The organism is Curtobacterium sp. Csp1 (genome assembly GCF_013347185.1).
In genome coordinates, this window is record NZ_CP054594.1 from 1,453,719 (window position 1) to 1,475,823 (window position 22,105).

19 protein-coding genes are annotated in these 22,105 nt (G+C 71.9%); 5 read left to right on the top strand and 14 right to left on the bottom strand.

Annotation, left to right across the window (positions count from 1 at the left end; genetic code table 11):
* Positions 1-47: 47 nt before the first annotated feature.
* The 8 genes from HUN58_RS07045 to HUN58_RS07080 form a co-directional block, all read right to left on the bottom strand.
* The gene (locus HUN58_RS07045) at positions 48-842 is read right to left on the bottom strand and encodes a polyprenol monophosphomannose synthase (RefSeq protein WP_114849020.1); all 795 of its coding nucleotides are present in this window, start codon (positions 840-842) and stop codon (positions 48-50) included.
* A gap of 46 nt (positions 843-888) precedes the next feature.
* Entirely contained in the window at positions 889-1,632 is a 744-nt protein-coding gene (locus tag HUN58_RS07050) for a class F sortase (RefSeq protein WP_141860665.1), read from the bottom strand.
* Positions 1,629-2,780 carry a glycosyl hydrolase family 8 gene (locus HUN58_RS07055; protein ID WP_180225539.1) on the bottom strand — a complete coding sequence of 384 codons (1,152 nt, stop codon included), beginning with the start codon at positions 2,778-2,780 and terminating at the stop codon, positions 1,629-1,631. The genes HUN58_RS07050 and HUN58_RS07055 overlap by 4 nt, the downstream gene beginning before the upstream one ends.
* A 93-nt stretch (positions 2,781-2,873) precedes the next feature.
* Complete coding sequence (locus HUN58_RS07060) at positions 2,874-3,788, bottom strand: DUF4397 domain-containing protein (protein WP_180225540.1); 915 nt, start codon at positions 3,786-3,788, stop codon at positions 2,874-2,876.
* A gap of 188 nt (positions 3,789-3,976) precedes the next feature.
* A complete protein-coding gene (locus tag HUN58_RS07065) occupies positions 3,977-5,965 on the bottom strand; it encodes a glycosyltransferase family 39 protein (RefSeq protein WP_114849017.1) in 1,989 nt (662 codons plus the stop codon).
* Positions 5,962-7,452: a glycosyltransferase gene (locus tag HUN58_RS07070; protein WP_208738895.1), complete on the bottom strand. Its 1,491-nt coding sequence runs from the start codon at positions 7,450-7,452 to the stop codon at positions 5,962-5,964. The genes HUN58_RS07065 and HUN58_RS07070 overlap by 4 nt, the downstream gene beginning before the upstream one ends.
* Positions 7,449-8,039, bottom strand: coding sequence for a GtrA family protein (locus tag HUN58_RS07075; RefSeq protein ID WP_114849016.1), 591 nt, complete (start codon positions 8,037-8,039; stop codon positions 7,449-7,451). Before HUN58_RS07075 ends, HUN58_RS07070 begins: the two co-directional genes overlap by 4 nt.
* A gap of 238 nt (positions 8,040-8,277) precedes the next feature.
* Positions 8,278-9,282 carry an aldo/keto reductase family protein gene (locus tag HUN58_RS07080; RefSeq protein ID WP_180225541.1) on the bottom strand — a complete coding sequence of 335 codons (1,005 nt, stop codon included), beginning with the start codon at positions 9,280-9,282 and terminating at the stop codon, positions 8,278-8,280.
* A gap of 527 nt (positions 9,283-9,809) precedes the next feature.
* Between HUN58_RS07080 and HUN58_RS07085 the strand changes: the two genes are divergently transcribed.
* The 4 genes from HUN58_RS07085 (at position 9,810) to HUN58_RS07100 (ending at position 13,580) form a co-directional block, all read left to right on the top strand.
* Positions 9,810-10,754: a hypothetical protein gene (locus HUN58_RS07085; protein ID WP_180225542.1), complete on the top strand. Its 945-nt coding sequence runs from the start codon at positions 9,810-9,812 to the stop codon at positions 10,752-10,754.
* A 119-nt stretch (positions 10,755-10,873) separates the two neighbouring features.
* Positions 10,874-11,434, top strand: a complete 561-nt coding sequence (locus HUN58_RS07090) for a YceI family protein (protein WP_058743086.1) — start codon at positions 10,874-10,876, stop codon at positions 11,432-11,434.
* Between the two features lie 419 nt (positions 11,435-11,853).
* On the top strand, positions 11,854-12,420 hold the full coding sequence (locus HUN58_RS07095; RefSeq protein ID WP_114849013.1) for a TIGR03086 family metal-binding protein: 567 nt from the start codon (positions 11,854-11,856) through the stop codon (positions 12,418-12,420).
* A 176-nt stretch (positions 12,421-12,596) separates the two neighbouring features.
* Positions 12,597-13,580, top strand: a complete 984-nt coding sequence (locus HUN58_RS07100) for an aldo/keto reductase (RefSeq protein WP_302694870.1) — start codon at positions 12,597-12,599, stop codon at positions 13,578-13,580.
* Positions 13,581-13,636: 56 nt separating this feature from the next.
* On the opposite strand, the gene HUN58_RS07105 is transcribed toward HUN58_RS07100, so the two are convergent.
* Positions 13,637-14,560, bottom strand: a complete 924-nt coding sequence (locus HUN58_RS07105) for an oxygenase MpaB family protein (protein WP_180225543.1) — start codon at positions 14,558-14,560, stop codon at positions 13,637-13,639.
* Between the two features lie 72 nt (positions 14,561-14,632).
* Between HUN58_RS07105 and HUN58_RS07110 the strand changes: the two genes are divergently transcribed.
* A complete protein-coding gene (locus HUN58_RS07110; protein WP_208745446.1) occupies positions 14,633-16,315 on the top strand; it encodes a long-chain-fatty-acid--CoA ligase in 1,683 nt (560 codons plus the stop codon).
* Here HUN58_RS07110 and HUN58_RS07115 read toward each other — a convergent pair.
* The 5 genes from HUN58_RS07115 to HUN58_RS07135 form a co-directional block, all read right to left on the bottom strand.
* A complete protein-coding gene (locus tag HUN58_RS07115) occupies positions 16,302-17,300 on the bottom strand; it encodes a DMT family transporter (protein WP_180225544.1) in 999 nt (332 codons plus the stop codon). The genes HUN58_RS07110 and HUN58_RS07115 overlap by 14 nt on opposite strands.
* Positions 17,297-19,198: an amino acid transporter gene (locus HUN58_RS07120; RefSeq protein ID WP_241490242.1), complete on the bottom strand. Its 1,902-nt coding sequence runs from the start codon at positions 19,196-19,198 to the stop codon at positions 17,297-17,299. The genes HUN58_RS07115 and HUN58_RS07120 overlap by 4 nt, the downstream gene beginning before the upstream one ends.
* A gap of 129 nt (positions 19,199-19,327) precedes the next feature.
* Positions 19,328-20,176 carry an ABC transporter permease gene (locus HUN58_RS07125; protein WP_217483555.1) on the bottom strand — a complete coding sequence of 283 codons (849 nt, stop codon included), beginning with the start codon at positions 20,174-20,176 and terminating at the stop codon, positions 19,328-19,330.
* Positions 20,173-21,240, bottom strand: coding sequence for an ATP-binding cassette domain-containing protein (locus tag HUN58_RS07130; protein ID WP_208745447.1), 1,068 nt, complete (start codon positions 21,238-21,240; stop codon positions 20,173-20,175). The genes HUN58_RS07125 and HUN58_RS07130 overlap by 4 nt, the downstream gene beginning before the upstream one ends.
* 51 nt (positions 21,241-21,291) lie before the next feature.
* Complete coding sequence (locus HUN58_RS07135; protein ID WP_180225546.1) at positions 21,292-22,032, bottom strand: hypothetical protein; 741 nt, start codon at positions 22,030-22,032, stop codon at positions 21,292-21,294.
* Positions 22,033-22,105: the final 73 nt, after the last annotated feature.

The window sequence follows — 22,105 nt, forward strand, 5'->3', positions numbered from 1 at the left end:
GGCACCGCGCCTCCCGTCCGTCCTGCAGGTCCGGCAGACCCGCCGCGTCAGGCGGTGCGGTCGCCGACCGCGTGCGCGTTGCGGCGCACCGAGGGCAGCCGCCGGTGATCGCGCATGAGCGAGCGGAGCTCGCGGAGCCGGCGGTCGATGCCCCACTTCGTGACGAGGGTCAGGCTCTCGCGCACGATGTTGCCGCTCATCTTCGAGACGCCGAACTCGCGCTCGGTGAAGGTGATGGGCGTCTCGACGACGCGCAGGCCGGCCTCGAGGGCGCGCCAGCACAGGTCGACCTGGAAGCAGTAGCCCTTCGAGGCGACACCGGCCAGGTCGATCCGTTCGAACGCCGACGAGGTGAAGACCCGGAAGCCGCCCGTCGCGTCCCGCACGGCGATGCCGAGCGCCATCCGGGTGTACAGGTTCCCGCCGCGGGACAGCAGCTCGCGGTACCAGGGCCAGTTCTCGACCTCACCGCCCTTGATCCAACGGGAACCGAGGACCAGGTCGTTCGAGTCGGCGAGCTCGAGCATCCACGGGAGGTACTCCGGGTGGTGCGAGCCGTCGGCGTCCATCTCGACGAGCTTGTCGTACCCGTGCTCCAGACCCCAGGCGAACCCCGCGAGGTACGCGCCGCCGAGGCCGTCCTTGACCGTGCGGTGCATCACGTGCACCCGGTCGGTCTCACGGGCGATCGCGTCGGCGATGTCGCCGGTGCCGTCCGGGGAGTTGTCGTCGACGACCAGCACGTGCACGCTGTCGTCGGTCGCGGCGAGGGTGCGCGCGACGATCGGACGGACGTTCTCCGCCTCGTCGTAGGTCGGGATGATGACCAGGGACTTGCTCATGGTGCTCCTTGCGGGTCGGGTCAGACGATACCGAAGCGCGTCGGGCCTATCCTGACGACAGGTCTGCGAACACGATCAGATTGTCCGTGTAGTGGCCGGTCGCGGTGTCGAAGGTGCCGTCGCACGTGATCAGCCGGAGTTGGGGCGTCGGCGCACTGCCGTAGACGTCGCTCGTCGGGAAGGCGGACTTCGCCGCACGCTCGGACCGCTCGACGGTGAACGTACGGGTGGTCCCGTCGGACATCCCGACCTGCACCTGGTCACCGGGCACGAGTTCGTCGAGACGGTAGAACACGGCGGCGCTGGTCGGGCTGTCGACGTGGCCCGCGATGACCGCGGGACCGACCTGCCCGGGGACGATCCCACCGGAGAACCAGCCGGCACTGTCCCAGTCCTTCGGCGGGTCCAGCTCGCCGGCGGGACCGCGGCCGAGGTCCTCCAGCCCCGAGGAGACGCCGATCGCCGGGATCTCCACACGGACCGGCGTCGCGTTCGACCGCGCCGCCGGTGCGGCCGGGTCCTGGAACCCGGACGTGTCGCTCCCGCCGGACCCGTTCCTCGCGGCGCCGGGATCGGTCGACGCCGACGCGCTGGTCCCCGCGGCACGGCCGGTCGCAGCGCCGCCGGCGCCGGTCGCTGCGACGGCCACCCCGGCGATGCCGCCGACGACGAGCACGGCCGCGACCGCTCCGGCGACGACCACCCCGCGACGCCCGCTCGCTCGACGTCGCCCGCGCACCACGGTGGTCGGGTGCTCGCGACGCGGCGCAGCGGCCCGGCGTCCGCTCACGAGTCGCTCCGGGGACCGACCGCGCACCCGCCGAGGACGTCCGACGTGAGCATCGTCGCGCCGAGCGCCGCCCAGGCGTCGCCGTAGTACGTCCGGGTCGTCGCCGACGTCCGGTCGCTCCGACGCAGGTCCGCGGTCACCGCCGACGACGAACCGTCCGCCTGCTCGGCGGCCGCCCGGGCGGCGTAGGCGAGCGCACTGGTGTCCGTGGTCACGGCTGTGCCGCCGAGGTCGAGCTGCGCCGCGAGCGTCGTGCTGCGCCGCAGCGTGGGCGCGAGTTGCCCGGCGAGGGCCCGGTCAGGTGCGGAGCAGGCCTCGGCCCAACGGAGCGGGAGTCGCATCGCGTCCCACCCGTAGACGACCGGTCCCTGGTCGCCGGACGCCGCCATCGGGTCGACTGCACCGTCGGCGTGCACCTGAGACCAGTCGCTCGGAAGGGCGCTGGCCCGGAGGACCGCGGCGGTCGCGGCGCGGGACCCGTCCGCGAGCGCTGCCCAACGTCGGTCACCGGTCGCACGCTCCAGGACGCGGAACGCCGCCGGCGATGCGTACGACGCGTTGTAGCGGTAGGGCTCCCGGTCGGCCCACGGCCCTGGCAACAGGATCGTGCCGAGGTCGGTCTCGGCGGTCTCGTGGTCGAGGATCGCCGCGGCGAGGGTCTTCCCCGCCTCGGTGTACCGCGCGTCGTCCCATCGCTCTCCCGCGAGCACGAGGGCGCGGGCCGCGTCGAGGTCGGCGTCGCTCGCGGACTGGTCATCCGCGACGCCGGCTCCTGGTGTCCACCGCCACGCCAGCAGGTGGTCGTCCGTCAGCAGGTGGCGTTCCGTCCACGACCAGACCTCGCCGAAGGTCTTCCGGTCGTCACTCGCGTAGGCGACGAGCAGGCCGTAGGCCTGCCCCTCGCTCACGGTGTCGCCGCCCTGGTCGGTCCGGACGACCCGGCCGTCGCGCACGTAGCGGTCGATGAAGTCGGAGCGCAACTGCGCGGCGCTCCGGTCGACGTCCGGAGCGGACGTCGAGGTGGCGTTCGAGGTGATCGAGGCCTGCGGCGCCGTCGCGCTCCACGGGCGGACGGCGACGAGCGCGGCGCCGACGGCGACGACGAGCGTCGCCGCGGCGGCGATGGGTATCCAGGTCTTGCGGGTCATGCCGGCTGTACCTCTCCGGTGGTCGGGGACGGTCGTGGCGGAGGCGCGGCGCCCGTGGGCGGACCCGCTCACGTGCACCGCGCCTCCTGCCCGTCAGCGGAAGAGCGAGCGGAACGCCGCGACGACCGCGTGCGTGAACTCGGTGACGGGACGTCCTGCGGCGGAGCCACCGCCGCCGGTCTGGACGCCGCCCGACGGGGTGGCCGCCGTGGCTGCGGCGTCGGTCACCGGGACGACGGTGAGGTCCCCCTTGCTGTCGTCGAGGACGAACAGCGTCGACACGGTGTTGCCCGCGAGGTCGACGTCAGCGGTCCCACGCTGCCCGTCGCCGGAGACGTCGAGCCGCCACTTCCCCGCACCGACGGTCGCGTACCGGGTCGCGGTCCCGAACGCGGCGTCCTGCGCGACGGTGGTGCCGTCGGCGGTGCTGACGTCGACCTCCTTCGCGGTGGTCGCCGCCTGCACGAGCCGCAGCTTCGCCTTGCCGTCGCCCGGCTGCTGCAGGTCGTCGGTGAACGCGGTCGTCTTGAGGTCGTCGTTCTTGCCGTAGGCGACGACGGTGTTCGCGTCGCCCTGCTGCACCTGCACGTCGGTCGAGATGACCGGCGTGGAGTCCGGGTCGTCGGCAGCGCGCATGGACAGCACGTAGGTCCCGACCGGGAGCTCCTGGTACGGGCTGACCTGGCCGTAGGTCACGTCGTCGAGCTCGAAGACCTTCTTGCCGCCGGACAGACTGGTGAGCTCGACGTCGACCCCCTTGGTGTCCGGGGACAGGTGACCGACGCGCAGCCAGCCCTCGTCGCCGGACGTTGCCGCGGTCGCCGTCTGCGGAACGGTGAGCCCGACGGCAGCGGCGACGAGGGCGGCAGCGACGCCGCCGACGACGAGCGGGCGGCGGGCTGCGCGACGCGACAGGGCATGCCGCGCCGCGACGCGGGTGTTCGTGGTTCCGGTGGTGTCGGTGGTGTCGGTGGTGTCGGTGGTGTCGGTGGTGTCGGTGGTGTGCATCGTGGTGCTCCTCGGGGTCGGGTTCCGGGATCGGGTTCGGTGTCTCCGGTCGGGACTTCGGGTCGGGCTTCCGGGTCGGGGCCAGCGAGCGAGCGGGCGGAACCTGCTCGCTCCTCGTGCCCAGTACGGCCGTTGCCGCCCGCTCGCGGCCGTTGCTCGTCACGTGGGTGGGCACGCAGCCAGCGGCCTCAGGACGCCGTGGTCGGCGTCGTGGTCGGGTCGGCGGGGGCGTAGGTCACGACGACCCGGCTGCCGTCCCGTTCGATGTCCGCCGGTCGGATCGCTTCGCTCATCGCCGCGAAGGTGTCTGCGACCCGGACGGCGGTCTCGCCGCTGCTCGTGTGCAGGACAACCCGTCGGAACGGCTGCCCCTCCTCGCCGGTCAGGGACGTGAAACGGTCGACGCGGACGTCCTGGTCGGCTAGGACCTGCCCGAGGGCGAGCATCGCACGGGAGTCGACCTGACCGGCGCGGAACTGGGACCTCGTGCCGGCGTCGGCACGGAGCGCCGGGTTCTGTGCCAGCTCGGTGCCCATCGTCTTCCGCCCGTTCGTGGCGGCGGTGATGGCCTCGTCCGCGGCTGTCGTCCCCGCTGCGTGGATGCGACGGACGTCCACGCGCTGGTCACCGGTGCCGAAGCTCGCGACACTCGTCGAGTTCTGGACCGCGAGCGAGACGTCCCGCGACGAGTTGCCACCGGTGCGCATCGAGTCGGTCGTGACGACGTAGTCCGAGTCCTTCCACCCGTTCGGCGACTGGCGCTGCACGGCGGCGTCGGTGTCGAGCTTGTAGTACCAGATCACGTTGTCGCGGGCGAAACCGTCACGGACCAGGTCGACCCACATGGCGTCGTCCACGAGCAGCCGTGACGACTTCGGGACGTTGTCGCCGACCCACTGCTCGGCCTGCTGCATCGGCCGGTCCAGGTCCGCGACCAGGAACCCGCGGAGCTGGACGCCCCAGAGGGGGACGGCCACGGCGAGCGCGGTCGCGGTGACGGCGACCCAGGCAGCCCCCAGCCCGCGTCGTGCGACGCCGCCGATCCGGCTCCCCGCGCGGCTGCGTGTCCGCCCCGCGACGGCGAGGACCGCCCGCTCGGCCGTGTACGCCACGAGCAGCGCCGCGAACGGGACGAGCACGATGACGTAGGGCACCGGCAGGTACCCGTTCGGACGGAACATCATCGCGAGCAGGAACACCAGCATCGCCGCGATCGGTCGGACCCGACGCAGGAAGAGCCCGACGACCGCCGCGACCGTGCCGAGCACGATGAACACGGGGTCGAGCGCCCACCACTGGGACGCCGCCTGGTTCGCCAGGCTCCCCGCGTCGAAGACGGAGCCGGACGCGGCACGGGATCCGAGCTGGTAGGTGATGCCCTGGAGGAGGCTCACCCGGCCGCTGCCGGGCAGGAGTTCGCCCTTGACCGCGGCGAGCAACAGGTACCCTCCACCGATCACGACCAGGACCGCGCCGGCCACGCTCAGCGTGTACCGGCGTGTGCTGCGGTCGGCCCGACGCACGGCGATCCAGACGAGGAACGGCAGCGCGAGCAGGTAGGTCTCCTTCGAGAGCACGGCCACGCCCAGGCAGGCTGCCGCCCCGGCGAACCCGGCGAGCTGCTGACGCCGGCTGAGCACGAGGACGAACGCGGCGAGGAGCCACGGCGTCGCCACGTTGTCGATGTAGACCGTGCGGTGGTACTGCAGGGCCAGCGGGGAGAGCGCGAACACGAGCCCTGCCGCGGCCGCGGTCGCCCGACCAGCGCCGAGTCGGCGAGCGAGGACGAAGAGCAGGAGGCTCGACACGGCGGCGAAGAAGACCATCGCCTCGCGGCCGGCCTCGACGGCGAACGGGTAGCGGGCGAAGGCGCCCGTCAACGCGGTGTACCCGGCGATCTGGATCCACCCGAGCGGCGGGTGGTCGTACCAGTACGTGTAGTGGGTGAGCTCGCCGAGGTGCCCGATCGCCCAGGCCTGCGCCGTGTAGGTGCCCTCGTCGTCGATGCGCTGCGGCGTGCCGGCCATGTTCCACGCCTGCACGACGACGGTGACGGCGAGGACCGGCACGAGCCAGCCGAGGCTGGCTGCATGGACCCGGAACCACCCGCGGACGCCGGAGAACGATGCAGCCCCCCGGACCGGGATCCCGGTGGTGTGGGTGATGCTGGCGCTCATCGGCCACCTCCTGCGGTCGAACCGGCGAGTTCGCGGGTCCCGGCGTCGGTGGTCACGGCGTTCGCGAACCCGACGACCTCCTGCTGCACGGCTCCCGTGCGGTGCTGGCCGGTGTGCTCGGTCTTCTCCCAGCCGTTCTGGCCCTTGACGTGCCGGACGACCGCCCGGACCGCAGCCGCGGCGAGGAACACCTGGTACGGCACGAGCCCGAGCACGAGGAACACGTAGTCACGCGCCCGGACCTTCTCCTGGTACAGCCGGCCGAACTCGTTCAGCCCGACGACCTCGACGGCGAGCAGCATGAGCGTCGGCGCCACGGGGATGAACGTCATGAGCGCGATCGCGGTGGGCACCTTGACGAAGAGGATCATCAGGGCGCTCAGCGGGATCAGCAGGCCGGTCGCGGCCTGGACGAAGGGCATCGTCAGCATGTACCGCGCGAAGAACCGCTGACGGAACGAGGGCAGCTTCCTCCACTCCCCCTTCCCGAGCACCTGGAGGAACCCCTGGTTCCACCGGGTCCGCTGCTTGAGCAGGGACGCGAACGTGGGCGGGGTCTCCTCGCGGGTGACGGCTTCAGGGCTGTAGGCGACGACGACCTTCGCGCCGTCGGCGGACAGCCGCACACCCAGCTCGCAGTCCTCTGCAAGGCAGTGTGCGTCCCAGCCGTTCGACCAGTCGAGGCGTTCCTTCGTCACGAACACGGTGTTGCCGCCGAGCGGGATGAACTTCGAACCGGCGTGGAAGTGCAGGCGGGACCGGAACCAGAAGTAGTACTCGAGCACGTTGCGGAGCGCCCACCAGCTCGACCGGAAGTTCATGAGCTGCACACCGCCCTGTACGACGTCGGCACCGGTCTCCTGGAACCGCGAGTCGACGAGGCTCAACAGGCGCGGGTAGACCTCGTCCTCGGCGTCGAACACGCCCACGATGTCGCCCGTCGCGTACTGCAGGGCGAGGTTCATCGCCTTCGGCTTGTTCTTCGGCGCCGTGTCGTCCACGACCACCTTGATGAGGGACGGGTGGCGGGCCGCGGCGGCCCGGACGACCGCGTCGGTCTCCGGGTCGTCCTCGCCGACGATCGCGATGATCTCGAAGTCCGGGTGGTCCTGCGTGGCGAGCATGTCGAGCGTCTGGCCCATCACGTCCTGCTCGTGCCGCCCGGGCACGAGGAGCGTGAAGCGGTGCGCCGCGGGCAACGGTGTCTGGCTGAAGCTCGTCGACTTCAGGGCGTCTCGTGACCGCCATGCGTGGAGCATCCACCACAGAGTGGTGAGTGCGATCACCGTGAGCAGCACGGAGACGGCGATGAGCACGGAGTACCCGATCCACTCACCCAGCGACCAGGCGACCTGCGGGGCCTGCCCCGAGCCTCCCGTCGGGACGTCCGTGGTCCCACGGTTCGGGAGGTTCCCTGCGGGCCCGGTCCCCTCGTTCGGCTGCAGCAGCGGCCCGGCGGCCGTCAGCAGCGTGGCGGTGATGGTCATGCGGCGTGCTCCTTCGCGTGAGCGTCGGTGGAACGGAAGACGAGGGCCTTGTACGCGACGAACCGGAAGACGGTGCCGAGGACGAGGCCCACCCCGTTGCCGGCGACGTTGTCGGCGAGGGTCGAGGTGAAGCCGAGGACGTAGTGCGAGACGAACAGGCAGGCTGCGGCGATGCCGAGGCCGACGACGTTCGTGACGGCGAAGAGGAGTCCCTCGCGGAGGGTCTCCTTCCGGCCGACCTGCCGCTGCGAGCGGAACGTGATGGAGCGGTTCGCGAGCCACGCGACCGCGGTGGCGACGACGGCGGAGACGATCTTGGCGGCGATCGGACCGTCGGTCAGGACGGTCGCGCGCAGCAGGTTGTAGACGCCGAGGTCGATCACGAAGCAGACGGCGCCGATGGCGCCGAACGAGGCGAGCTGCGTCGCCGTGGCGCGCAGGCGGGAGGCGAGCGCCCGCCGAGCCACGGTCACCGCAGGGCCGGCGGATGCCGCTGGGTGGGCGGCGCGTGCGGCGGGAACTGCAACGGGGGTCGGCACCGGCCCGATGCCGGGTGGCACCAGAACGGGGGTGTCGGTTCGGGTCATGCCCCCTCTTCGGGGGCACGCGACGGGGTGGTTTGGGTGGGGTACACGGTCTGCCAGGACCCTGCCAGTTCCGCGACACCTGCTGTTCATCAGTGAACATCCGTCAGCGTTTCGGCTGATCAGGGGTCAGATCCCCCGTCCGTCTGGACGGTAGCGAGCGCTGTGTGGTGACGGGACGACGGACGGGAGGCACGGTGCCAGCCGGCACCGTGCCTCCCGTCCGTCGGTCCGTCGCGCGTTACGCGGGGCGCCGCTCCGGGCTGACCGTCTTGCTCGCGTCGCGTTCCGGGATGTCGCCGAGCGCGTCGTCGATCGCGGCGAGCGCGTCGGCGTCGAGGGTGACGCCCGCTGCCTTGACGTTGTCCGTGACCTGCTCCGGGCGGGACGCACCGACGATCGCGGAGGCCACGTTCGGGTTCTGCAGCGTCCACGCGATCGCGAGCTGGGCGAGCGTCAGGCCGGCCTGGTCGGCGACCGGCTGCAGGCGCTGTACGGCCTCGAGGACCTCGTCCCGCATGAACCGCTTGATCATGTCCGCGCCGCCCTTCTCGTCGGTGGCGCGGGAGCCCTCGGGGGCCGGCTGGCCCGGCTTGTACTTGCCCGTCAGCACGCCCTGGGCGATCGGCGACCAGACGATCTGGCTGAGGCCGAGCTGCTTCGAGGCGGGCACGACCTCTCCCTCGATGACGCGCCACAGCATCGAGTACTGCGGCTGGTTCGAGATGAGCTGGAACCCGAGCTCCTTCGCCAGTGCGGCGCCGGCGCGGATCTGCTCGGCGTTCCACTCGCTGACGCCGATGTAGAGCGCCTTGCCCTGGCGGACGACGTCCGCGAAGGCTTGCATGGTCTCCTCGAGCGGGGTCTCGTGGTCGTAGCGGTGTGCCTGGTAGAGGTCGACGTAGTCGGTCTGGAGGCGCTCGAGCGAGCCGTCGATCGACTCCATGATGTGCTTGCGGGAGAGGCCGACGTCGTTGTGCCCCTTCGGCCCGGTCGGCCAGTAGACCTTCGTGAAGATCTCGAGCGACTGGCGGCGCTCGCTCTTCAGCGCCTCGCCGAGCACGGTCTCGGCGGCGGTGTTGGCGTACGTGTCGGCGGTGTCGAACGTGGTGATGCCGGCCTCGAGGGCGGCGCGGACGCACTGGGTCGCGACGTCGTTCTCGACCTGCGAGCCGTGCGTCAGCCAGTTGCCGTAGGTGATCTCGGAGATCTTGAGTCCGGATTTGCCCAGGTACCTGAATTCCATGGTCCTGACGCTACCGGGGCCCGGGCGGCGATGAGTGGCCGTGCGAGTACCTGGTTGGTGCGGGCGGGGCGGGGCGAGGTGCGCGGGGCGGGGCGGGGTGCGCGGGGCGGGGCGCCTGGGACGCGAGCGGGAGGAATACGCGCCCCGCGGCTCCCGTCCTACGTCGTTTCCGCCCGCTCACGCGCCGCCCGCGCCGCCCGCGCCGTCCGCGCCGGCCGCGCCGCCCGCCCCGCCCGCCCCGCCCGCGCCGTCCGCGCCGCCCGCGCCGCCCGCGCCGTCCGCGCCGCCCGCCGGACGCGAGCGGGCGGAACACGCGCCCCGCACCTCCCGTCCACGGCCCCTTCCGCCCGCTCGCGTACCGCGACCCGCACGCGTTCCCGCGCCGCGCCCGCCCGCTCCCGCTCCAGCCCCTCGCTCCCGCTCCAGCCCCTCGCTCCCGTTCCTCCACAACCCGCATCGCGGCCCGACCATCCACAGTCGATCGCTCCGACCGCCCACGGCCCGGCCTGCTGGGCAACGCTGCCGGCATGGTCTTCGCAGCGCACTTCCCCCACAGCCTCCGGACGCGGCCGTTCCGCGTCCGGGAGGCCCTGCACCGCGGCGTCTCGCAAGCCGTCCTGCGCTCCCGCCGCCTCGTCCGACCGTTCCACGGGACGCGGAGTTGGACAGCACCCCGCTCGCACGACGAGCTCGCACGCGCCGTCGCACCACGACTGCGCCGCGATCAGGCGTTCAGCCACGCGACCGCCGCCCACTTGCTGGGCGTCCCGCTGCCCGTGCGGCTCGAACGCGACCGACGCGTGCACGTCACGACCATCGGGACGGACCAGGCACTGCGGGTTCGCGGGACGATCGGCCACCGCACCATGCAGGGGCGCATCCGAGTGGTGTACTCGGGCGCCGCCGCCCTCGTCGCTCCCGAGGACACCTTCGTGATGCTCGCCACCGCCCTGACGGTTGACGAGCTCGTCGTCGTCGGCGACGCACTGGTCGGCTGGCTGAACTGGTGCACCGTCGACGAGCTCCGGCGAGCCCTGCGCAGACACCGCGGCGCGCGGGGCACCCGGCGCGCGAGGGCAGCCCTCGAACTCGTCCGGGTCGGGTCGCGGAGCCCCGGCGAGACCCGCCTCCGACTCGCACTCGTCCGGCGAGGGCTCCCAGAACCGCTCCGGAACCACGACGTCGTCGAGCACGGCCGCTGGGTCGCGTGTGTCGACCTCGCCTACCCGGACGCACGCGTCGCCATCGAGTACGAGAGCGATCTGCACCGCACCGACGCCCGCACCTTCCGGAAGGACCTCACCCGCGGAGAACGCCTGAAGGACGTCGACTGGTGGCTGGTACGAGCGACCGCCGACGACGTCGGCCCGCTGGTCGACGAGTTCGTCCGGCGGGTGGCTCGCCTCCTGCGGACGGGTTCGGACGGGAGGCACGACTCACGTCCGTGGCATCGGCTCACGTCTGTCTCGTGAACATTGGTTGACGCTTCAACCAAACGGGTGCAGAATGGGCTACCATCGGGTTCGATGCAGGCGCATGTAAAAGTGTGTGCTGTTCGGGAACCGCAGACCATCGCTTCGAAGGAGTCACCATGACGCTCACCGCCTCCGCCATCCCCGGCTACCAGACCGGTACCTGGAAGATCGACCCCACGCACTCCGAGGTCACCTTCTCCGTCCGCCACCTCGCGATCAGCAAGGTCAAGGGCTCGTTCGAGCGCTTCGACGCCACGCTCGTCACGGCCGAGAACCCCCTCGACTCGACGCTCGAGGCCTCGATCGACGTCGCCAGCGTCAACACCAAGCAGCAGCAGCGCGACCAGCACCTCGCGACCGGCGACTTCTTCCTCGCCGAGGAGCACCCGCAGATGACCTTCAAGTCGACCGGCATCCGCGAGGACGGCGACGACATGCTGATCGACGGCGAGCTCTCGCTCCGTGGCGTGACCAAGAACGTCACCCTGAAGACCGAGTTCGGCGGCGTCACGACCGACGGCTACGGCCAGGTCAAGCTCGGTGCCGAGGCGACGACCAAGATCGACCGCACCGAGTTCGGCGTGAACTGGAACGCTGCGCTCGAGGCCGGTGGCTTCACGCTCGGCAACGACGTCACCATCAACCTCGACGTGCAGTTCGTCCTCCAGGCGGCCTGAGCACCCTCGACCCCGTCCGGCTGCAGCTCGTCCGCGTGACGCTCAGCGGCTGACCAGGGCACCGAACACCTGCAGTACCCGGCGAACGGCCCGGCTCCTCCCCCACGGAGCCGGGCCGTTCGGCGTTCCCGGCCACTGGTGCCTGCCTGGCCTGGCGTGTCCGTCGGCATCGGCGTCGTCGGGCGCGAACACGAGCAGCCGAGCGCGAGCGGGCGAGATGTGCGCCGCAGCGACCACCAACCCCGCCGATTCCGCCCGTTCGCCCGAACCCATCCGCTCGCCAGACCCCATCTCGCCCGCCCGCCCCGGCGTACCGTGACCGATGAACGACGGGAATCGCCCGCTCGCGCCTGCCGTTCCACCAGGACCGGACAGACGTCGACCACCGACGACCCGTCCCGACGAACAGGAGCACCATCATGGCCACCGACTGGATCGCGCTGCAGGCCCTCGCAGCAGCCGAGTTCGGCCGCCGCGTCGACGCCGTCACCGACTGGGACGCCCCCACCCCCGACTCCGAGTGGACCACCCGGGACCTCGTCGCCCACGTGATCGACGAGCAGCGGTGGATCCCGAAGCTCCTGACCGGGTGCGACTACGCGCAGGCCGAGGCCGACCTCGAGCCGATCGGCGCCGATCTGCCCGCCGAGTGGGCGAAGTACGCGGCGGACGCGACCGAGGCCTGGCGGAACTCGCCCGCTGACGTCCCCGTGCACCTGAGCACCGACGTCGTGAGCGCGCGGCAGTACCTCACCGAACAGACCAGCGACATCGCCATCCACACCTGGGACCTGGCACGGGCGACCGGGTCGAACGAGACGCTCCCCGAGGATCTCGTCCGCGCAGTGTGGGAGTACTTCGAGCCGCAGATCGAGGACCTCGCCGCGACCGGCCTCTACGCCGCCCCGGTCGACGTCGACGACGACGCTCCGCTGCAGGTCCGCCTGCTCGCCGTCACAGGGCGCGATGCCAGGGTGAACGCATGAGCGATGCAGCTTCCGCCCGGTCGAGTCGAGCGGGCGAAACGAACGACCACGACGACCTGGACGCAGCAGATTCCGCCCGTTCGCGCCGAGCGGGCGGAACGAGCGACCAGCCCGACCAGAACGCAGCACATACCGCCCGCTCGGCCACGGACACGGACACGACCCCGAGCACCCGTGTGCCGACCACGCGCCTCGGAGCCTCCGGCCTGGAGATCAGCGGGGTCGTCCTCGGCATGATGTCGTACGGCCGACCGGACCAGGGCGCGCACCCGTGGAGCGTCGACATCGACGACGCCAGGCCCTTCGTCCGTCGCGCGTACGAAGCCGGCATCACCGCGTTCGACACCGCCAACGTGTACTCCGCGGGCTCGAGCGAGGAGATCACCGGCACGCTCCTCAAGGAGATCGCCCCGCGTGAGGAGGTCCAGGTCTTCACCAAGGTCTTCAACCGCATGCGCCCCGGCCCGAACGGCGCCGGGCTGTCCCGCGCCGCGATCATGCACGAGATCGACGCCTCGCTCACCCGCCTCGGCACGGACTACGTGGACCTGTACCAGATCCACCGCTTCGACCCGCACACGCCGATCGAGGAGACGATGGAGGCACTGCACGACGTCGTCAAGGCCGGGAAGGCGCGCTACCTCGGCGCGAGCAGCATGTGGACGTGGCAGTTCGCGCAGATGCAGCACGTCGCGGAGCGCCACGGCTGGACGAGGTTCGTCAGCATGCAGGACCAGTACAACCTGCTCGAGCGCGAGGAGGAGCGCGAGATGCACCCGTTCGCGCAGGCGACGGGCGTCGGCGTGATCCCGTGGAGCCCGCTCGCCCGCGGACGCGTCACCCGCCCCTGGGACGCGCAGGGCTCCGGCAGCCGCGCGGACACCGACGAGTTCGGCAAGACGCTCTACCGGCAGGACGAGGCCGCGAACCGCGCGATCGTCGACGCGGTGCAGCAGGTCGCCGAGGCGCGCGGCGCGAGCATGGCGCAGATCGCCCTCGCGTGGGTCGCCGGGAAGCCCGCGGTCAGCGCACCGATCATCGGCGCGACCAAGGAGCACCACATCGACGACGCGGTCGCCGCGACCGCGATCGAGCTCACCCCGGACGAGGTGTCGCGACTCGAGTCCGCCTACACGCCGCGGGTGCCGTCCGGTTTCTGACGCACCGGGGGACGGACAGGAGGCACGGTGCCGGCTGGCACCGTGCCTCCTGTCCGTCAGTCGGTCGCGTCGGACGCGCCCTGCAGGCGGGCGATGCGGACGAGCGCCGCGCGCTCCGATCCGGGGGTGTTCCCGAGCACCGCGCCGATCCCGTCGAGCACCACGCCCGCGACCTGACGGACGGGCAGGGCCACCGGGCCGACGGCCGGCGTCCGCAGGCCGAGCATCGAGCGGTGCCGCGGGTCGAGCGACAGGACCGCCCCGTCGAAGAGCGCGCGGTAACCGGGACGCAGCAGCCGCGCGAGCGGCGGGTCCTTGATGAACCGGACCACGTCGTGGGTGCGGGCGTCGGCCTTGAGCTCGCCGCGGTCGAGGTACCCGTTCATCTGCGCGCGGAGCTCGGACTCGGACTCGGGCGCGTCGTCGACGCCCATCAGGCGTCCGGCGATCGCCCACTCGCGGACGTAGGCATCGGCCCCGCCGGGGATCGGCGCTCCCCAGACCTGCGCGCTGCAGAGGAACGCGTCGGTGAACGCGAGGTGCACCCAGCGGGCCAGGTCCGGGTCGTTCGCGGCGTACGGCCGGGTGACCCCGTGGCCGTCGACGTACTCCCCGACCACCCGCTCGTGCAGCTTCCGCACCCACTGGCTGGCGTGCGTGGCCTGTTCCGTGTCGCCGTGCGAGACCGTGTAGATCCAGCGGATGGTGCCGGCGAGCCGTCCGAACGGGTCCTCGCGGTAGCGGGAGTGGTCGGCGACGCCGGCGAGCGCACCGGGGTGCAGCGCCTGCACGAGGAGCGCGCGGACGCCCGCGAGCACGGTGTGGTTGCCGCCGTGCACCGCCCAGGTGGCGGAGCCCGGTCCGAAGAACCCGGCGTCGGAGCCCTGCTCGAGGGCGTCGATCCACTCCGGTCGTTCGGTGGCGCCGTTGGTGAAGGTGTCGTTGAGGCGGGTGCGGAACGCGTCGGACACGGAAGGCATGCACCCATCGTCCGTCGCGCCCCTGACAGTCAGCACTGACCGTCGGCAGCACCCCGCCGGTAGGTTGGCCGGGTGAGCATCGACACGCCTCGTCCCTGGCTTGCCTCGTACGCCCCGGGGGTCCCGCACGACATCGAGGAGCCCACGGGCTCCCTCGCCGACATCGTGGAGCACTCCGCGGCACGGTTCCCGGGGAAGGTGGCGCTCGAGTTCTTCGGCCGGACCACCACCTACGCGGACCTGCAGGAGCAGATCCTGCGCGCCGCGAACGGACTGCGGAAGCTCGGCGTGACGGCCGGCGACCGGGTGGCCATCGTGCTGCCGAACTGCCCGCAGCACGTGGTGGCCTTCTACGCGGTGCTCCGGCTCGGTGCGATCGTCGTCGAGCACAACCCGCTCTACACGGCCCGCGAGCTCCGGCACCAGTTCGAGGACCACGGCGCGAAGGTCGCGATCGCGTGGGACAAGTCGGTCGCCACGCTGCAGGACTTCCCCGCCGACGTCGCGGTGGACGCGATCGTCTCGGTCGACCTGACCCGTGCGATGCCCCGCACGACGCGCCTCGCCCTGGCGCTGCCGGTCGCGAAGGCGCGGGAGTCCCGCGCGAAGCTGACCACGAGCGTGCGCGGCACGACGAAGTGGGACGACCTGGTGTCGACGCGGAAGCTGTCGAAGCGGCACCCGCGTCCGGCGACGAGCGACGTCGCGCTCATCCAGTACACGTCCGGCACCACCGGGGTGCCGAAGGGCGCGGTGCTCAGCCACCGGAACCTGCTCGCGAACGCCGCGCAGTCACGCGCGTGGGTGCCGCAGATCCGCCGCGGCGACAACACCGTGTACGCGGTGCTGCCGATGTTCCACGCCTACGGCCTGACGCTCTGCCTGACCTTCGCGATGAGCATGGCCTCGCGCCTGGTGCTCTTCCCGGCGTTCGACCCGGCCCTCGTCCTCAAGGCGATGAAGAAGCACCCGCCGACGTTCCTGCCCGCCGTGCCGCCGATCTACACCCGCCTGCAGCACGCCGCCGACTCGGCGAAGGTGTCGCTGCAGGGCATCGAGATCGGCATCTCCGGCGCGATGCCGCTGTCGCAGGACGTCGTCGAGCCGTGGGAGGCCCACACCGGCGGGTACCTCGTCGAGGGCTACGGCCTGTCCGAGTGCTCCCCCGTGCTGATGGCGAACCCGGTCTCCCCGGAGCGGCGACTCGGCGCGATCGGCCTCCCGCTCTCGTCGACCGAGGCGCGTGTGGTCGACCCGGACGACCCGACGAAGGTGCTCGGCACGGGCGAGGCCGGCGAGCTCCAGGTGAAGGGCCCGCAGGTGTTCCGCGGGTACTGGGGCAAGGCCGAGGCGACCGACGAGGTCTTCACCCCGGACGGCTGGTTCCGCACCGGTGACGTGGTGTCGATCGACGCCGACGGCTTCGTCAGCATCGTCGACCGGCTCAAGGAACTCATCATCACCGGCGGGTTCAACGTGTCCCCGTCCGAGGTCGAGGACGCACTGCTCAAGCACCCGAGCGTGCGCGAGGTCGCGGTCGTCGGCATCACGCAGGGCGGCAACGAGCAGGTCGTCGCGGCCGTCGTGCCGAAGGACCCGGGGACGTTCGACGCCGAGGCGCTCCGCGCGTGGTCCCTCGACCAGCTCGCGGCCTACAAGGTGCCGCGACGGATCGTCGTGGTCGAGGACCTGCCGCGCTCGATGATCGGCAAGGTGCTCCGGCGCAAGGTGCGCGACCAGATCACCGGGAACTGACCCGGACCGATCGCTCCCGCGCTGCCGGGCGTCCACCCGGCAGCGCGAGCAGCGCCAGGCCGCCGACCACGAGGGCGACGCCCGTCCAGCCGGCTCCGCCGAGGTGTTCCCCGACGACGAGCACGGCGAGCACCGCGGCGACGACCGGCTCGAACAGGGACAGCAGCGTCGCGGCCGAGGCACTGACGCTCCGGAGTCCGACGGCGTACAGGGAGTGCCCGAGCACCGTCGGCACGAGCGCCAGGTAGAGGAACACCGGCCAGTTCACCCCGAGCACGAGCGCGTCCCGACCGGCGACCAGGGCGAGGACGACCAGCGGCAGCGCCGCGAGCCCGAACACCGCGCCCAGGACGCCGCGCGCGTCACCGACGCCCGGTCCGCGCGCCGGCTCCGGCGCAGGGACCGGCACGGGCACGGTCCGCGTGGCCGCGTGCATCCCGCGCGCGACCGCCCACGAGTACGTCGCGTAGGTCAGCCCGGCGAGCAGCGCACTCCCGAGCCCCACCGGCAGCGCCCCGGAGCCAGCGGCCTCGGAGCGCGCGAGCGTCACGAGCACCATGCCGGCGACGCTCACCAGGGTCGCCACGACCCAGCGGCCGCTCGCCCGCCGACCGTCGGCGACCCACTCGACCAGACCGGCGAAGACCGGCGAGGACCCGATCGCGACCGTGGTGCCGAGCGCGACCCCCGCGTCGGCGAGCGCGGCGTAGAAGGCCACCGCGTAGACGACGAGCGACGCGGCGCCGAGCAGCACCCAGCCGCGGGTCCCCGCCCGACCCAGGGCACGGACCGCCGGGCGACCGGTCGTCGCGGCGAGCAGGAGCCCGCCGAGTCCGAACGTGACGGCCCCGAACACGAACGCCGGGACCCCGGGGGCGAAGTGCGTCGCGGTGCCGGTCGTGCCCCACACCGTGGCGGCGACGAGCACCGCCACGGACCCGCCGAGCGGCCGGGAGGCGCGGTGCACGACCGCCCCGTCGGTCACGACACGTGGACGGTCGGCCGCCGGTTCACGTCCGGTTCGGCTTCTCGGAGCACCTCTCGCGTGACCGGGGCGACGTCGCCGACGCCGGTGAAGACGAACCGGATCGCGTTCCGGATCGGGTTGCCCTCGTTCCACTCGAAGTAGATGCCCGGCACGACCCCGGCGATGTCCCGGATCGCGAGCAGCGTCGACGCGATCGTGTTCGGCACGTTGCCAGAGCGAACCTTGAGCACGCGGTGCCCGTGCACGACGTGGCCCTCGACGAGCAGGTCCTCCTCGAAGTCCGACGAGTCGGCGGGGAGCACCTCGAGGAACATCGTCGGCACGCGGGCGGGGATGCCGGAGTCGCGTCGTTCCTCGCGCCCCTTCGCCTGGTAGGCGGCAGCGGTGCCGGCACCCGGCTCGTTCGCGATGATGCACACGGCGCTGAACTGGTCGGCGTCGGCCTCGATGAACTGCCGGGCGACGGCGTCGAGCTCGATCGAGGACGCCCGCAGCTCGAACGAGCGGCGGACACGGGAGACCAGCGAGACGACCACGATCGCGACGATGAACACCGCGGCGATCCGGACGCCGTCCGGCCGTTCGATGATGTTCGCGACGGTCGTGTAGACGAACACGACGGTGATGACCCCGAAGGCCACCACGCGCTTCCGCTGCTGCTTCCGGCGCGCGGACAGCGTCACCGCGAAGGCGGCGCTCGTGATGAGCACGAGGACTCCGGTCGCGTACGCGCCGCCCTGGGCGTCGACGTTGGCCTCGAACAGGATCGTGATGGCGAAGGCGATGAGCGTGAAGATGATCACGAGCGGACGCGTCGCACGGGCCCACTGCGGCGCCATCCCGTAGCGGGGCAGGAACCGGGGCACCAGGTTGAGCAGGCCCGCCATCGCGCTCGCACCCGCGAACCACAGGATCGCGACCGTCGAGAAGTCGTACACCGAGCCGAAGACGTTGCCGAGGTACTCGTGCGCCAGGAACGCCAGGGCCCGGCCGTTCGCCTGCCCGCCGGGCTGGAACTCGCGCTGCGGGATGAGGAACGTCGTCGCGATCGACGACGTGATGAGGAACGAGCTCATGATGATCGCCGCGGTGGTGAGCAGGCGACGGGTCCCCCGGATGCGGCCCTCGGGGCGTGCGCTCGTGCCGTCGGCGGCGTCGCCGCGGACCTGCGGCATGACCGCGACGCCGGTCTCGAAGCCGGACAGGCCGAGTGCGAGCTTCGGGAACACCACGAGCGCGATGCCGATCATCACGAGGGGGTTGCTGTGCTGCGTGGTGAGGCCGGTCCACCAGTCGTCGACCACGACGGGACGCTCGAACACGTGCCAGAGCGCGACCCCCACGACGACGGCGTTGAGCGTCAGGTACACGGCGACGAGCCCGACGGCGATGCCGATCGCCTCCTTGAAGCCGCGGAGGAACACGACGCCGAGCAGCAGGAGGAGCGCGAGCGTCAGGGGCACCGGGATGTCGGTGAACCAGTGCGGCGTGAAGGGGTTCTCGGCGATGTGCGCCGTGGCGTCGGCGGCCGACAGCGTCATGGTGATCATGAAGTCCGTCACCGCGAAGCCGAGCAGCACGAGCACGAAGAGCTTCCCCGCCCACCAGGGCAGGAGCTTCTCGAGCATCATGATCGAGCCGGCACCCTTGAAGCTGTCCTGCGCGACCCGACGGTACACCGGGAGCGCACCGAACAGGGTCACGAGGACGAGCACGATCGTGGCGATCGGGGACAGCAGCCCGGCGGCGAGGGCCGCGATGGCCGGCTGGTACCCGAGCGTCGAGAAGTAGTCGACGCCGGTCAGGCACATGACCCGCCACCACGGGTGCGTCTTCTCGACCTCGACCTGGTGCGGTCCCTGGTGCGAGGCCCCCTGGTCAGCCCCGTGCAGCATCCATCGCCGGAGCCTGGTGCTCCGGTCGGGGGCCTGCTCGGTGGCGTCGCGCTGGGCGGCGCGCTCGGCATCGGTCGCTGTCACGAGAGACGATGGTAAGCGGTCCCGGTGGTCCGCGGGAGCACGGGTCTACTTCGCGCTGATCCGGGTGTACTTGTCCACCGCCCACGGCACGAAGACCGCGAGCATCACGGCGATCCCGACGAGCACGGTGAGCACCGGGTGCTGCATCGTCCAGACGTCCGGCACGGGCGCCGTCCCGACGTTCCCGAACAGCTCACGCGCGGCCTGCACGAGGGACGACACCGGGTTCCACTCCGCGAACACGCGCAGGACGAGCGGCATCGTCTCGCTCGGCACGAACGCGTTCGAGATGAACGTCAGCGGGAACAGGATCATGAACGAGGCGTTGTTGATGACCTCCGGGGTCTTCACGCTCATCCCGAGCAGGGCCATCACCCAGCTGAACGCGTAGCTGAAGAGCAGCAGCAGCCCGACCCCGGCGAGGAACTCGTGCGGCGCGGACTGCACCCGCCACCCCACGGCGAGCCCGGTGGCCATCATGATCACCATCGAAATCCCGTTGAGCACGAGGTCCGAGTTCGTCCGCCCGACCAGCACGGCCGAGGCCGACATCGGCAGCGTCCGGAAGCGGTCGATCAGCCCCTCCTTCAGGTCCTGCGCCATCGCGGACCCGGAGAACGTCGCCCCGAACACGACGGTCTGGGCGAAGATCCCCGCCATCAGGAACTGCGTGTAGTCCGTCCCCCGCACCTGGATCGCGCCGCCGTAGACCTGGCTGAAGAGCAGCACGAACATGATCGGCTGCAGGACCGCGAACACGAGCATGTCCGGGGACCGCTTGATCTTCACGAGGTTCCGCTTCGTGACGGTCCAGCCGTCCTCGAACCAGACCGCGACGGGCGACGTGACGACGACGGGCAGCTGGCGTCCGGACGCCGTGCCGACGGCGGTCACCGGACACGCTCCGAGGCCTGGTCCGCCGTGTCGGCCGACGTCGCGCCGTGGTCACCGCGACCCCGCCGGGAGGATCGTCCCGGCCCCGCCCCGCCGGTCGCCGCCGCCTCGTCCGCGGTCGCGGCGTGCCCGGTGAGCCGGAGGAACACGTCGTCGAGGGTCGGGCGCCGCATGCCCGCGTCGTGCAGCTCGATCCCGGCGGCGCCGAGGTCGGCGAGCACCCGTTGGAGGGCGGCCGGACCGGCCTCCACCGCGATGCCCGAGGTCCGGCGGTCGCCGGAGGTCTCGACTGCGCCGACCCCGTACCGCTGCAGCACGGTGTAGACCGCGTCCGCGTCGGCCGGGTCGACGAGCGTGACGACCACGCGGTGGCCGCCGACCTGGGCCTTGAGCTCGTCGGCGGTGCCCTCGGCGATCACGGTGCCGTCGTCGATCACGGCGATGTCGTCGGCGAGCTGGTCGGCCTCCTCCAGATACTGCGTGGTGAGCAGCACGGTCGCGCCGTCCGACACGAGACCCTCGATGATGCCCCAGAGCGCCAGGCGGCTGCGCGGGTCGAGGCCGGTGGTCGGCTCGTCCAGGAACAGCACCCGCGGGTTCATCACGAGCGCACCCGCGAGGTCGATGCGCCGTCGCATGCCGCCGGAGAAGCCCTTGACGGGGCGGTCCCCGGCCTCGGCCAGGTCGAACACCTCGATGAGCTCCCGCGCCCGCTGCCGCGCCGTCCGGCGACCGAGGTGGTAGAGCCGGCCGATCATCTCGAGGTTCTCGAACCCGGTCAGGTTCTCGTCGACCGCCGCGTACTGCCCGGACACGCCGATCGAGCGCCGGGTGGCCTGCGGATCGGCCACGACGTCGACGCCGTCGATCGTCGCGGTGCCGGAGTCGGGCGTGACCAGGGTGGTCAGCACCTTGACGGTCGTGGTCTTGCCCGCGCCGTTCGGGCCGAGGAGCGCCGTCACGGTCCCCTCGGGCACGGACAGGTCGAGCCCGGCCAGGGCGTGCACCGGGCCGGACTTCGAGCGGTACGTCTTGGTCAGCCCGGAGGCCTCGATGATGGCCATGCCGCTCCTTCGTCGGACATGCTCGGTGTCGGAGGGTCGGTGGCCTCGGCGTCAGACGTCGAATCCGCCGCCCATGTCGCCACCGAAGTCGTCGAAGCCGCCGCCGCCCCCGAAGTCGGAGCCGCCACCGTCGTCGTACGACGCGTTCTCGGCACCAGTGTCCTCCGGACCACCGTCACCCGCAGCATCGGTACCGCCGTCGAACGATCCCGCGTCCGGCAGGAAGGCGCTCATGATCGCCGAACCGATGACGTAGCCGGCGACCGTGCCGAGGATCGAGGCACCGATCATCCTCCCGAACGAGGGACCGCCGCGCTGGCCCATCGCGCCGGCACCGCCGCCCATCCCACCGAGCGACCGCTCCATGAACCCGGGCTGCCGGATCTCGGACCGAGTCGCCGCCTGGGCCAGGGAACGGGGGTCGTCCCCGCGCGGGGCCTCGCCGGCGGGCGCCGACCGGGTGAACTCGTCGTAGACCATCCGGCGCTGCTCGGGCGACAGGGTGGCGAACGCCTCGGCGTGGACCTCCTCGATGCGCTCCGGCGGTGCCGTGCGGAGGAGGTAGCGGTACCGTTCGACGGCCCGCTCGTCCTCGGCGGTCCCGCCCGCTCCCCCGGTCTCCGGCTGCTGCGGCGGGACCTGGTACGACTGCTGCCCGTACCGGTACCCCTGCTGCTGCGCGGGCTGCTGGGGCTGCCCCCACTGCGGCTGTCCGGCCTGCGGCTGCCCCCACTGGTCCGGCGTCTGGCGGTCCCGGTCGGGACGGCCGAGCAGACGGTCGAGGAATCCCATGGCGATGCTCCTTCGGTGCGGGACGGCCCGGTCGGGACGTGCCGTGGACTGCCACCCTAGGGAGCGGCGACGA

Excerpts from the sequence above, each read along its gene's own strand:
- HUN58_RS07045 (WP_114849020.1), bottom strand. The coding sequence starts at position 842 with ATGAGCAAGTCCCTGGTCATCATCCCGACCTACGACGAGGCGGAGAAC.
- HUN58_RS07055 (WP_180225539.1), bottom strand. The coding sequence starts at position 2,780 with ATGACCCGCAAGACCTGGATACCCATCGCCGCCGCGGCGACGCTCGTC.
- HUN58_RS07060 (WP_180225540.1), bottom strand. The coding sequence starts at position 3,788 with ATGCACACCACCGACACCACCGACACCACCGACACCACCGACACCACC.
- HUN58_RS07065 (WP_114849017.1), bottom strand. The coding sequence starts at position 5,965 with ATGAGCGCCAGCATCACCCACACCACCGGGATCCCGGTCCGGGGGGCT.
- HUN58_RS07070 (WP_208738895.1), bottom strand. The coding sequence starts at position 7,452 with ATGACCATCACCGCCACGCTGCTGACGGCCGCCGGGCCGCTGCTGCAG.
- HUN58_RS07075 (WP_114849016.1), bottom strand. The coding sequence starts at position 8,039 with ATGACCCGAACCGACACCCCCGTTCTGGTGCCACCCGGCATCGGGCCG.
- HUN58_RS07080 (WP_180225541.1), bottom strand. The coding sequence starts at position 9,282 with ATGGAATTCAGGTACCTGGGCAAATCCGGACTCAAGATCTCCGAGATC.
- HUN58_RS07085 (WP_180225542.1), top strand. The coding sequence starts at position 9,810 with ATGGTCTTCGCAGCGCACTTCCCCCACAGCCTCCGGACGCGGCCGTTC.
- HUN58_RS07090 (WP_058743086.1), top strand. The coding sequence starts at position 10,874 with ATGACGCTCACCGCCTCCGCCATCCCCGGCTACCAGACCGGTACCTGG.
- HUN58_RS07095 (WP_114849013.1), top strand. The coding sequence starts at position 11,854 with ATGGCCACCGACTGGATCGCGCTGCAGGCCCTCGCAGCAGCCGAGTTC.
- HUN58_RS07105 (WP_180225543.1), bottom strand. The coding sequence starts at position 14,560 with ATGCCTTCCGTGTCCGACGCGTTCCGCACCCGCCTCAACGACACCTTC.
- HUN58_RS07120 (WP_241490242.1), bottom strand. The coding sequence starts at position 19,198 with ATGCTGCACGGGGCTGACCAGGGGGCCTCGCACCAGGGACCGCACCAG.
- HUN58_RS07130 (WP_208745447.1), bottom strand. The coding sequence starts at position 21,240 with ATGGCCATCATCGAGGCCTCCGGGCTGACCAAGACGTACCGCTCGAAG.
- HUN58_RS07135 (WP_180225546.1), bottom strand. The coding sequence starts at position 22,032 with ATGGGATTCCTCGACCGTCTGCTCGGCCGTCCCGACCGGGACCGCCAG.